7 protein-coding genes and 2 pseudogenes are annotated in these 12,282 nt (G+C 75.3%); 8 read left to right on the forward strand and 1 reads right to left on the reverse strand.

Annotated elements, in window-relative coordinates; all coding sequences use genetic code 11:
* Window positions 1-29 precede the first annotated feature (29 nt).
* The 3 genes and pseudogenes from IPO09_19570 to IPO09_19580 all read left to right on the forward strand — a co-directional run bounded on the left by IPO09_19570 (window position 30) and on the right by IPO09_19580 (window position 4,373).
* On the forward strand, window positions 30-2,969 hold the full coding sequence (locus IPO09_19570; GenBank protein MBK9519490.1) for a hypothetical protein: 2,940 nt from the start codon (window positions 30-32) through the stop codon (window positions 2,967-2,969).
* A gap of 264 nt (window positions 2,970-3,233) precedes the next feature.
* Window positions 3,234-3,857: pseudogene (locus tag IPO09_19575) on the forward strand (glycosyltransferase).
* 57 nt (window positions 3,858-3,914) lie between these two features.
* Window positions 3,915-4,373 (forward strand): annotated as a pseudogene (locus IPO09_19580) (glycosyltransferase).
* Window positions 4,374-4,480: 107 nt separating this feature from the next.
* Here the strand turns inward: IPO09_19580 and IPO09_19585 are convergent.
* Complete coding sequence (locus IPO09_19585; protein ID MBK9519491.1) at window positions 4,481-5,986, reverse strand: oligosaccharide flippase family protein; 1,506 nt, start codon at window positions 5,984-5,986, stop codon at window positions 4,481-4,483.
* Window positions 5,987-6,138: 152 nt separating this feature from the next.
* On the opposite strand from IPO09_19585, the gene asnB reads away from it, so the two are divergent.
* From asnB to wecB, 5 genes are all read left to right on the forward strand, one after another.
* Window positions 6,139-8,079, forward strand: a complete 1,941-nt coding sequence (gene asnB / locus IPO09_19590; protein ID MBK9519492.1) for an asparagine synthase (glutamine-hydrolyzing) — start codon at window positions 6,139-6,141, stop codon at window positions 8,077-8,079.
* Window positions 8,076-9,980: a glycoside hydrolase family 9 protein gene (locus IPO09_19595; GenBank protein MBK9519493.1), complete on the forward strand. Its 1,905-nt coding sequence runs from the start codon at window positions 8,076-8,078 to the stop codon at window positions 9,978-9,980. Before asnB ends, IPO09_19595 begins: the two co-directional genes overlap by 4 nt.
* Complete coding sequence (locus tag IPO09_19600) at window positions 9,977-10,162, forward strand: hypothetical protein (GenBank protein MBK9519494.1); 186 nt, start codon at window positions 9,977-9,979, stop codon at window positions 10,160-10,162. Before IPO09_19595 ends, IPO09_19600 begins: the two co-directional genes overlap by 4 nt.
* A 128-nt stretch (window positions 10,163-10,290) precedes the next feature.
* Window positions 10,291-11,073, forward strand: a complete 783-nt coding sequence (locus IPO09_19605) for a WecB/TagA/CpsF family glycosyltransferase (protein MBK9519495.1) — start codon at window positions 10,291-10,293, stop codon at window positions 11,071-11,073.
* 48 nt (window positions 11,074-11,121) lie between these two features.
* Window positions 11,122-12,282, forward strand: a complete 1,161-nt coding sequence (gene wecB / locus IPO09_19610; GenBank protein ID MBK9519496.1) for a UDP-N-acetylglucosamine 2-epimerase (non-hydrolyzing) — start codon at window positions 11,122-11,124, stop codon at window positions 12,280-12,282.

Below are 12,282 nucleotides of genomic sequence, written 5' to 3' on the forward strand. Positions count from 1 at the left end.
GGCGCCGGTCCACGGCTGGTCGTGACCACGTGAGCCCCAGCCCCACGCCGCGCCACGGCGCCCCCGCCGGGCAGGACCCGGCCCCCTGGCCGGCGCGGGCCCAGGGCGAGCGGCTCCGCGAGGTGCTGCCCTTCCTGCTCCAGGCGCCGCTCCGTCACCGCGCCCTGGCCCTCGGCGCGGCGCTGCTGCTGTGCGCGGTCGGGCTGGCGGCGCGGCTGGTGGTGCCGGTCCGCTGGGAGGTGCGCGCCAGGGTGCTGGCGCAGCAGGGGTCGGCCGCAGAGGCGCTGACCATGCCGGATCTCCCTGGGGTGGACGACGCCCCGGCCCACGCCGTCCGCGAGGTGGTGACCCGGGAGAGCAACATCCTCGCCATCTGCCGCCAGACCCGCTTCGTGGAGCGGTACCTGGCGGGGCGCGCCCCGGCCGTCCGTGCGCGCGACTGGCTGCTGGACACCTTGCGGGGGCGCGAGCGGACGCCCGACGAGGTCCTCGACCTGCTGGTGGACACCTTGCAGGACCGGCTGGTCGTCGAGCCCGACAAGGGCGAGACCGTCACCATCGCCTTCGCCTGGACCGACCAGGTCCTGGCGCTCGACATCGTCGAGGCGGCGGTGCAGAGCTTCATGGAGGATCGCCACCTCACCGAGGTCCAGATGGCGACCGAGATGGCGGCGATCCTGGAGGATCACGACGAGCGGATCCAGCAGGAGATCCAGGCGTCCATCCAGCGGCTGGCCGAGCGGGGCCGCCAGCTCGGCGCCCCAGGGCTGGCGCCGGGCCTGCGGGCCCGCGCCGCCCGGGAGGACGAGCTGTCACGCCTCGAGGGCACCCTCGGCGAGCGCCGCCAGGCCATGGCCGCGCTCGAGCAGGGCCGGGCCCGGCGCGCCACCGAGCTGCAGGTCCACCTCGACCGCGCGCTCGCCACCTTCGCCCCGGACCACCCGGCGGTGCGCAGCACCCGCCAGGCCCTGGACGGCATGGCCGGGCCGTCGACCCAGCTCCACGACCTGCGCCTCGAGGTCGAGACCCTGGAGCGCCAGGTCCTCCTCCGCAGCGGCCGCGCCGAGGGCGGGCCGGGGGCCCCCTCCTCCTTCCTGGACGCGGTCGATCCAGCGGGCCGGCTGGGCGTGGCGCTGCGGGACGTGCGGCTGGAGACCGAGAGCCGCCGGCTCGACCACCTGATGCGGGCCCACTCGACGCGCCTGGAGCGGATCGCGGCGGCGCGCATGACGCTGGCGATGGCCGCCTCGGCCTTCAAGTACCGCTACAGCGTGGTGGCGCCGCCGCGGGTGCCACGCGACCCGGTCAAGCCCTACGGGCTGCTCTTCCTCGGCGGAGGCCTGGTGGGTGGGCTGGCCCTGGCCCTCTTCCTCTCCGCGGCCGTCGACGTGCGCGCCGGACGGCTGGAGGAGCCCCTCCCGGCCGCGCCGGGCCAGGGACTCCAGGCCTGGAGGGAGGTGGCCTGGGCGCCCGACCTGCCTTCGCCCGACCTGCCGGCGCCGGCCGCGCCGGGGCGGCTCGCCTTCTGGGCGCTCTTGGCCGGCGTGTCCGCGGCGACCGCGGCGGCGGTGGTGGCGGGCGCCGGGCCGGTGCTGGCGGCGGTGCCGGCGGCGCTGGCGGCCGGCGCCTGGGTGGTGAGCCGGCTGCCCCTGCGGTGGTCGGTGGCGGGCCTCATCTACCTCTCGCTGGGGATCGACGCCCACGGCGAGTCCACCGGCCAGTGGCGCACCCCCTTCGCCATCATCGGCGACCTCCTCCAGGAGCGGCTCGACGCGGTGACCGGCCTCCCGGGGCTGTCGGTGACCGGGCTGGAGGTGGTGGGCGTCCTCCTGCTCGCCCTCTGGGCCCGGCGCCGGGTCGGCGGCTCGACCCTCGACGATGGCGGGCGGGTGCGGGGCAGCGCCCTCCTGCCCCGGCTGCTGGTGCTCACCGTGGCCGCGGTGCTGTTCGCCGAGGCCGTCGGGCTCGCCAGCGGCCAGGGGCTGGTGCCCTGGAAGCTCCGCAACTACCTCCACCCCGTGCTGCTGTTCCTGCTCTTCGACGCCGCCTTCCGCGGGCCGATCGACCACCGGCTGGTCGGGCGGGTGGTGGTGGCCGCGGCGGCGACCCGGGCGCTGCTGGCCCTGATCGTGCAGCGGCTCTCGATCGCCGAATACGGCGGCAAGTTCGCGGTGGCCACCAGCCACGGCGACTCCGTGCTCTTCGCCACCGCCGCCTTCCTGCTGCTGGCCGACCTCACCGAGCGCGCCGACCGTGGCCGGCTGCTGCGCACCGCCTTGCTCCTCCCGCTGCTGGTGGTGGGCATGCTCGAGAACGGGCGCCGGCTGGTGTGGGTGATGGTGCTCATGGTCCTGCTGGTGGGCTACCTCACCAGCCCGATGCTGGCCTGGAAGCGGCGCCTGACCCGGCTGCTCCTGGTGGCGCTGCCGGCGCTGGTGCTCTACGTGGCGGTGGGCTGGAACAGCGCCTCGCCGCTCTTCGCCCCCGTCCTCACGCTGCGCAGCGTGGCCGACACCTCCTACGACCACTCGGCCTACTGGCGGGAGGTGGAGAACTGGAACATCGCCATGTCGATCCGGGAGCGGCCGCTCATGGGCCTGGGCCTGGGCGGCCGCTACACCGAGCACATGGCGAACGACGACATCAGCTCCATCTACAAGGAGTACCGGGAGTGGCCCCACAACACCGTGCTGGGCCAGTTCATGCTGCTGGGCCTCTTCGGGTTCACCGCGGTCTGGGCGCTCTTCGCCGGCGGCCTGTTCCTGGCCTTCCGATCCCTGCGGGTGGCGACCGAGCCGGACCACCGGGTGGCCGCGCTGGGGTGCATCGGCGCCCTGGTGGCCTGTCACATGCTCGGGTACGGCGACACCGGCGCCCACTACACGCAGTACAAGCTCCTCGCGGCGCTGGCGCTGGCGCTGGCGGGCAAGCTGGCGGTGGCCTGCGGCGCCTGGCCGCGGCGCGCCTGAGCGCGGTGCGGCGCGCCCCCAGGCCCCGTCGACCCGCCCGCTTGTCCGGTGGTCGTGGGGTCGGCCGCTCCGTTGACAGCCCCTTCGGCGCGGCCCTAGTGTTCCGCACCGTCGGCGTGACCCGTCGTGAAGCCCGCGACGCCGCCGCTCCGAGCCGCCGATGACGCCGCCCCCGCCACCTCCCCGCGCCGCGGTCTCCGTCCCCCGCGCCCGGGCGGCGGCGCCCATGGCCGCGCCAGGCCGGTCGGACAGAGAGGACCGTCGATGAAGATCCTGATGGCGATCCACACGCTCAAGTTCCCGACCGAGTCCGGGGTCACCAAGCGGACCTTCCACCTCCTGGAGGAGATGACGCGGCGCCACGAGGTGACGGCCCTGGCCCTGGGCTCGCCCGAGGACGAGGCGCGGGTCCGGCAGCAGATCGGCCACCAGTGCCGGGAGATCGTCTACGTGGACGGCCGGGTGCCGCGCTGGGTCAGCCTGGTGACCCGGATCAGGCTGGGGCTGACCGGGCGGAGCCTGCTGCGGCAGCAGGTCTCCGCCAGGTTCCAGCGCGCCCTCGACGAGCTGGTCCGGCGGGAGCGCTTCGACCTCGTCATCCTGAGCTTCCCGGGCCTCACCTACTACCGGCTCCCGCCAGGGATCCCGACCATCACCGACACCCACAACGTCGAGTACGACATCTGGCGCCGCTACGCCTCGCAGTCGCGGGGCCTGGTGGCGCGCGCCTACCACCGCTACCAGGCCTGGCTGATGAAGCGGGACGAGCTGGCGGCCTGCCGCGGCGGGGACGCGCTGCTCACCACCTCGGAGCGCGACCGGGACGTCTTCCAGGCCGACCTGCCCGCCCAGTCCATCCACGTCGTCCCCAACGGCGTGGACCTGGACTTCTTCACCCCGCCGCCGGTCGAGCCCAGGCCGAACAGCCTGGTCTTCTGCGGCCTGATGAACTGGGCCCCCAACGACGAGGGGATGACCTTCTTCCTCGACCGGGTCTTCCCGCTGGTGCAGCAGGAGGTCCCGGACGCCACCCTCACCATCGTCGGGGCCAACGCCTCGCGGGCGCTGCAGCGCCGCGCCACCGACCGGATCGTGGTGACCGGGTACGTCACCGACGTGCGCCCCTACGTGGCCGCCGGCCAGGTCTACGTCATCCCGCTGCTGGTGGGCGGCGGCACCCGGCTCAAGGCGCTGGAGGCCATGGCGATGCGGAAGCCCATCGTGACCACCTCGGTGGGCTGCGAGGGAATCGACCTGGTCCAGGGGGAGTCGGCGCTGTTCGCCGACGCGCCCGAGGGGCTGGCAGCCGCCATCGTCCGGCTCTTCCGCGAGCCGGCGCTGCGCGCCCACCTGGCCGACCGGGCCTCGGCGCTGGCCCACCAGCAGTACGGCTGGAGGTCGATCGGCGACCGGCTCGACGCCATCGCCGGCGAGGTGGTGGCCCGGCGGCGGACCGGCGGCGCGGCGCCCCGGGGGCCGCTAGCCAGGGCCGGCCGACCAGGCGCCGGGCGCTACCGGGCCGGCGGCGGCGGGACCGGGGCGGCGGCGCGGCGCCGCAGGAGCGCGTCGGCGAGGGCGCGCAGCTCGGCCCAGGTCACCAGGCCGAAGGCGGCGGCGGCGGCCCCGAAGGCCAGGATGCAGAGCGGCACGCCCAGCAGGGGCGGCAGCGGCGGCAGCACCAGGAAGAGCCCCAGCGTCAGCGCGCTGGCGGCCAGCGAGCGGGCCACGTCGGCGGCGAACCAGCCCTGCACCGTCCCCCGCGGCAGCAGCCGGAGCGCGGCGGCGAACATCATCACCTCGCTGAGGCCGAAGGCCAGGACCAGCCCGATCCCGCCGTTGCCGTACCGCGCCTGGGCCCACGGGATGAGCAGGAAGGAGGCCCCGGTGCAGACCGCCACGTTGAGCGCCTTGAAGGCCGCCAGCGCCTTGGGCCGGCCCAGGGCCACCAGGGCGCTGGCCAGGAGCACGTCGATGCAGACCAGGTAGAGCGACGGGGAGGAGACCCGCAGGATGTCGGCGGTCGGGCCGAAGCCCCGCTCGCCGTAGATGGTCTCCACCGCCAGCCCGGCGAAGAGGTAGGTGCCGACCCCGGCCAGGGCGCCGATCCCCAGCAGGGTCCGCAGGGCCGACCGCAGCTCCAGCCCGAACTGGGCCGGGTCGGCGGCGGCGCGGGAGAGCCGCGGGAAGGAGGCGGTCCCCAGGATGGTGGCCGGGGCCACCAGCGTCCCCAGGATGTTGCGGGCCGCCCCGTACCAGCCCACCGGCGCGGGGGGCACCAGCGCGGTGAGCACCAGCACGTCGATGTAGGGCTGCACCGTGACGGCCAGGCCGATGGCGAGGATGGGCAGGCCGCCCAGCAGCAGCTCGCGCCAGGCCGGCCGGGCGACGCGCAGGGGCGGCAGGTGCAGCGCGCGGCTCCTGAGCCAGGCCAGGCCGAGCGCCAGCAGCCCGGCGGCGCCCTGGGCGAGGATGACCCCGGCCACGCCGCCGCCCAGGGCCAGCGCGCCGATGGCCAGCGGCAGCGCCGCCGCCTTGAAGGCCACCTGGACCTGCGCGTCGAGATCCATCCGCTCGCGGGCCCGGAAGACCAGGCCGTAGGCCTGGGAGAGGAAGAACGGCAGCGTGGCCAGCATGAGCAGGGCCAGCAGCCCGAGGGTCCGGACGTCGTAGCCGAGCCCCCAGGCCACCAGCACCGTCAGCCCGGCCAGCGGCGCCGCGCCGGCGGCCCGCCAGGCCAGCGTGGTGCCCAGCAGGTCGCCGGACCGCTCCGGCTGCCGCGCCAGCTCCCGGACCACGAACTGCACCTGGCCCCACTCGACCACCACGTAGGCGAAGGTGACGGTGGTGGTGACCAGGAAGTAGAGGCCGAAGTCGGCCGCGCCCAGCCGGCGCCCCAGGGTGGCGCTGAACACGATGGCCAGCGCGGTGGTCACCACCTGGCCCAGCACCAGGTGGAAGGCGTTGCGGGCCACGGAGCCACCCGGCGCCGGCCCGTGCCGAGTGGTCGAAGCGCTCATCCGCGTCCATGCCTAGCATGCCCCGCGCCCACGGGATATGCGGCGCCGCCACGCCACCGCGCTCGCGTGTCACTTGACGGTGGGGCCGGATCGACCGTGCGTGACTGCCCCGGCCGCACTGGGTAGGCTGGCCGCCCAAGGCCAGGTGACCCATGTGCGGGATCGCGGGAATCGTCGGGAAGGTCAACGAGCGCCACGCCGCCGCGCTGAAGCGGATGAGCGACAGGATGGCCCACCGCGGCCCGGACGCCGAGGGCGCGTGGCGGTCGACGCCCGACGCCGACGGCTGGGGCGTGCTGCTGGCGCACCGGCGCCTCTCCATCCTGGACCTCTCGCCGGCCGGCGCCCAGCCCATGGTGGACCCGGCCACCGGCCAGGTGATCGTCCTCAACGGGGAGATCTACAACTACGTCGAGATCCGCCGGCGGCTGGAGGCCGAGGGGCAGCGCTTCGGGTCGACCGGTGACACCGCGGCCATGCTGCGCGCCCTGGCCACCCACGGGCACGAGGCCCTCGGGTGGCTGCGCGGGATGTTCGCCTTCGCGCTCTGGGACCCGGCGCGCCGCGAGCTGCTGGTGGCCCGCGATCCCCTGGGCATCAAGCCGCTCTACCTGGCCCGCAACCCGGACCCTGCCGGCGACTGGTCGCTGGCGTTCGCCTCGGAGGTGCGGGCGCTCCTGGCCTCCGGGCTCCTGGGCACCCCGCGGCTCGACCCCAGGGCGGTGGCCTCGGTGGCCTGGAACGGCTTCGTGGTGGGGCCGGGGACCGCGGTGGAGGGGATCGAGCTGGCCTGGCCGGGCGAGGCCCTCACCTTCGACGGGCGGGGCGCCGAGGCGCGGCGCGAGCGCTTCTGGTCCATCCCGGGCTCGGCCCCGGCGGAGCCCCTCGACGAGGAGGGCCTGGCCGGCGTGCTCGAGGAGACCGTGCGGCTGCACCTCGCCAGCGACGTGCCGCTGGCGGTCTTCCTGTCGGGCGGCATCGACTCCTCGGCGGTGGCCAACCTGGCGCAGCGCGCCACCGGCGGCGCGGTCCACACCTTCACCCTGGCCTTCGAGGAGCAGGCGCTCAACGAGGGGCCGGTGGCCCGCCGCATCGCCGAGGCCATCGGCACCCGCCACCAGGAGGTGCTGCTCACCGAGCAGCGGTTCGTGGGCCAGCTCGAGGCCGCCCTGGACAGCCTGGACCAGCCCACCTTCGACGGGCTCAACTCGTTCTACATGTCCCACGCCATCCGGCAGGCCGGGTTCACGGTGGCGCTGGCCGGGACCGGCGGCGACGAGCTCTTCGGCGGCTACGGCTCCTTCCGCGACCTGCCGCGGCTGCACCGCGCCTCGCGCGCGGTCGGCTGGCTGCCGCGCGACCTGCTGGTGGCGGCCGCCCGCCTCGGCACGTCCCGGCTGCGCGGCGGCGACGCCGCCCTCCCGCCGCAGAACCGCTGGGCCAAGCTGCCCGACATGGTCCGGCACGGCGACGACCTGGTGGCCCTCTACCAGCTCGCCTACGCGCTGTTCCTGCCCAGCTACCAGCGCGAGCTGGTCGGCCGGGGCGTCACCGAGACGCTGGAGGTCGGGCTGCCGGCCGCCATGCGCCAGCGCCTGGAGGCGGAGACCGCCCGGCGCAGCCCGGTCTCGGCCGTGAGCGTGCTGGAGCAGCGGCTCTTCCTGGGCGAGCGGCTGCTGCGCGACAACGACGTCGCCAGCATGGCCGCCTCGCTGGAGCAGCGGGTTCCCCTGGTGGATCAGGCGCTGTTCCAGGCGGTCGACCGGATGCCGGACGCGACGCGGTACGCCCCGACCGGCAAGAAGGCCCTGCTGCGCCGCATCGGCCTGCGCGGCCTGGATCCCGCCCTCTTCGACCGGCCCAAGAGCGGCTTCGTGATGCCCTTCGACCGCTGGATCCGGGCCGGGCTCCGCCAGGTCATGGACTCGACGCTGCGGGATCCGGGCGCGGTCAGCCTGGCCGGCCTGGCCCCGGACGCGGTGCGGCGGCTCTGGCAGGGCTTCCTGGAGGGCCGGTCGGGCCTCTACTGGTCGCGGGTCTGGGCCGTCTACGTCCTCATCCGCTGGTGCCAGCGCAACGACGTCCGGGCGTGAGCGCGCGGCGGGCATGGGCCGCGGCGGGTGCGGCGGCGCTCCTGGCCGGCCTCCTGCTGGCGCTGGCCGGTCCCCCTCCCCTCGACGTGGCCAGGGGCCTGGCGAAGCGCTTGGTAGGCTACCCGGCCTGGCGGCAGCGAGCCGCCGGCCGCGACCCCCAGGCCGCCTTCGACCACCTGGCCACCTCGCAGGTGGGCTACGCCCCGGCCATGCCGAAGGCCTTCACCTCGCCGCGCCCCTTCACCGGGTTCCGGGTGGTGGACCTGGCGGACGGCCGCACGGCGCTCCGCGGCGGCGGGCCGGCCCGCGAGGTCCCGACCGCGCTCCTGGGCGACCGGCCCACCGCCTGGATCGGCGACTTCACGCCGCTGGCGGCGCCGGGGCGCTACCGCGTCGAGCTCGACGACGGCCTGGCCAGCTTCCCGTTCCAGGTGGGGCCGGACGTCTTCGAGGGCGCGCTGCGGGCGACGCAGCGGGCGCTCTACTTCCAGCGCGCCTTCACCGCCATCGAGCCCCGCCACGCCGAGGGTCCCTGGAGCCACGCCAGCGACGCGCACCTGGCGCCGCCTGGCGTGCGGCAGGGCTGGCACGACGCGGGCGACTTCACCATCTACAGCGCCTCCGCGGCGAGCACGCTCTTCTGGCTGCTCTCGACCGCCGCCGACTTCGCCCCGGTGGCCGACGACACCAACCTCCCCGAGTCGGGGAACGGCCGGCCCGACCTGCTCGACGAGGCGGGCTGGGGCCTGGGCTGGCTGCTCTCGGTGCAGGACGGCTCGGGGGGCTTCAGGAACACCACCTGCCAGGAGGCCTACGGGCCCTACGGGACCAACCGACCCGAGGGCATGCCGCCCTACCGGGACGGCGAGGTCGGCTCGCTGGCCACGGCGCGGGCGGTCGGGATCCTGGCCTTCGCCGCCGAGGTGCTCCGGCCCCATGACCCCGCCCTGGCGACGCGCTGCCTGGCCGCGGCCCGGCGCGGGTATCGCTTCCTCGAGGCGCGCCCCGGCGAGGCCAGCGACGGCCCCACCTGCCCCAACTACCGGCAGGACGGCGACCAGGCGGCCGGCCGCGGCGCGCGGCTGTTTGCCGCAGCCGGGCTGCTCCTGGCCACCGGCGAGGCGCGGTTCCGGCAGGACTTCGAGGCGGACCCGCCGGACCTCTCCAGCGACCCGAGCGCCTACCGCTTCGACGTGTTCGCCGCGCTCCTGTACCTGCGCGCCCCGGCCGGCGACCCGGGGCTGCGCTCGGCCCTGGCGCAGCGGCTCGCCGCGCGCGCCGCCGCGCTCCGCCGCGAGGCGGCGGCGCACCCCTTCCGGTGGAGCGGGCGCTACCACTGGGGCTCCATCGGCGCCGCGTTCCACCGCAGCGCGGCCTTCAGCGTGCGGGCCTGCCTGGCGGATCCCGAGGGGGCGGCGGCCGACTGCGCGCAGGCCCTGGACGACCTCCATTACGCGCTGGGGCGCAACGCGCTGCAGCTCGCCTACCTGAGCGGCCTCGAGGGCGTCAGCCGGGGCCGGCGCCACGCCTTCCACCACTGGCTGGCGACCCTGGGCGCCACGCCGCACCTCTTCCCGGGGCTGGTGGCCGGCGGCCCCGCGGCGGCGCCGGAGGCCGCCGACCGCTCCTACCCGCACGCCCGGCCCCTCCCGATCTGGGGGTACTGGGGGGATCCGGCCATGCCGCGCGACGAGGCCACGCCGGTGGACGGCCGCTACACCGACAACGACAGCTGGTCGACCAACGAGGTGGACGTCGACTGGCAGGCCGTCACGCTGTACCAGCTCCACTTCGCCCGCTGGTGGGCCCGGCGGGGGACACCGGGGACGCCCCGGGGCGGCGCAGGGGCCGCGCCGGACCCGGCGCCCGTGCTAGAAGTGGCTCCTCGGGGCCGCCCGTGAAGACCCTCCTCCTCTATTCGATCGTGCTGGCGGCCATCGGGCTCCCGGCGCTGGCCGCCCGCGACGCCGACCCACGCCGGGGCTTCAGGCGGCTCATGGTGGCGCTCTTCGTCGTCAACGCCGCCTACCTCGCCTACCTCACGCTGGTGCATCCATTCGTCTTCGTGCCGAAGTGGCCCTGACGGGCCGCGGGTCGGGTGGTAGACCGTCAGCGCACCGCTGAACCGAGGGTCCGGGTCACCGGTCCTGGGGAATCGACTGGCGCCGGCATCCGGGCTAGGAGCAACGCATCCTGGGGAGTGAACCGCACATGGCACCCGTCGATCGAGTCGAGCTGCTGGGACTGCCCTTCGACCGGGCCACCATGGCGTCGGCGGTGGCGCAGTGCCTGGCCTGGTGCGCCGGTCCGCGCACCCCGCGCACCATCATCACCATCAACGCCTCCCACGTCTGCCAGATGCGCCGCGACGAGGCGCTGCGGCGGGCCTGCCTGGCGGGCGACCTGATCCTGGCGGACGGGATGTCGGTGGTCTGGTCCCTCGCGCTGGCCGGACTGCCGCTCCCGGAGCGGGTGGCGGGCGTGGACCTGATGGCCCGCCTCCTGGAGGAGGCCGGCCGGCACGGCCTGCGGGTCTCCTTCCTCGGGGCCAAGCCCGAGGTGGTGGCCGCGCTCGCCGAGCAGAGCGCCCGGCGCCACCCTGGCCTGGTGGTGACCGGCGCCCGCGATGGCTACTTCACCCCCGCGGATCACCCGGCCATCGTCGAGGAGATCAGGCGGCAGGCGCCGCACCTGCTCTTCGTGGGCATGCCCAGCCCGTTCAAGGAGACCTGGTGCGAGGCCAACCGCGCCGCCCTCGACGTCCCGGTGGTCATGGGGGTGGGCGGGAGCTTCGACGTCCTGGCCGGGTTCGTGCGGCGCGCGCCGCGGCTCTTCCAGGTGGCGGGCATGGAGTGGTCCTGGCGGCTCCTCATGGAGCCGCGCAAGATGTGGAAGCGCTACCTGCTGACCAACAGCGAGTTCATCTGGCTGGCGCTGCGGCAGGTCCTGGCCCGGCGCCTGGGGCGGCCCGCCGCGCCCGCCAGCGGCGCCTGACGAAGCAGGAGGATCACGGTGAGCAGCCGCAAGAACGTCCTGGTCTTCATGGGCACCCGCCCGGAGGCCATCAAGATGGCGCCGGTGGTGGCGGCGCTGCATGCCGCGCCAGACCTCCGCTGCACGGTGGTGGCGACCGGCCAGCACCGCGAGATGTTCCGCCAGGTGGCCGACCAGTTCGGCTTCGCGGTGGACGCCGACCTCGAGGTGATGCGGCCCAACCAGTCGCTGGCCCAGCTGACGGCCCGCCTCATGGACGGGATCGACGGCTGCCTGGAGCAGCGCCACCCGGACCTGGCGCTGGTCCAGGGCGACACCACCACGGTGCTGGTGGCGGCGCTGGCCTGCTTCTACCGGCGCATCCCCATCGGCCACGTCGAGGCCGGCCTGCGGACCGGCGACATCTGGTCGCCCTTCCCCGAGGAGGTCAACCGACGCCTGGCCACGCCGCTGGTGTCCCTCCACTTCGCGCCCACCGAGTCGGCGCGGACCGCCCTGCTGCGCGAGGGAGTGTGCGACGAGGCCATCACGGTGACCGGCAACACGGTCATCGACGCCCTCCTCCTGGAGGTCGAGCTGCAGCGGCGGGAGGCTGCGGTGCGGGCCGGCATCGACGCCGACCTGGGCGCGCTGCTCGGCGAGGACTGGTCGCGCGTCCCCTACGTGCTGGTCACCGGGCACCGCCGCGAGAACTTCGGCGGTGGCATCGAGCAGATCTGCCAGGCCATCGCCACGCTGGCCGGCCGCTTCCCGGGCCACCGCTTCGTCTACCCGGTGCACCTGAACCCCAACGTGAGCGTCCACGTGAACCGGCTGCTCGGGGGGCTGGCCAACGTGCGGCTGATCCCACCCCAGGGCTACCGCCCCTTCGTGGCGCTGCTGTCGCGCTGCCGCATCGTGCTGACCGACTCCGGGGGCGTGCAGGAGGAGGCGCCCTCGCTCGGCAAGCCGGTGCTGGTGATGCGCGACACCACCGAGCGGCCGGAGGGGGTGGCCGCCGGTACGGCGCTCCTGACCGGCGCCAGGGCCGGCGCGGTGGTGGAGGCCGCCACCCGCCTGCTCACCGACGCCGCCGCCTACGAGGCCATGGCCGCCGCCCGGAACCCCTACGGCGACGGCCGGGCCGCTGGTCGCATCGTGCGCCGGATCCAGCAGCACTTCGGCCTGCTGGCGCCCCAGGCGTCCGCCGTCACCGCCGTCGCCACCTGA

It is taken from the genome of Anaeromyxobacter sp. (assembly GCA_016718565.1).
Classification (GTDB): domain Bacteria; phylum Myxococcota; class Myxococcia; order Myxococcales; family Anaeromyxobacteraceae; genus JADKCZ01.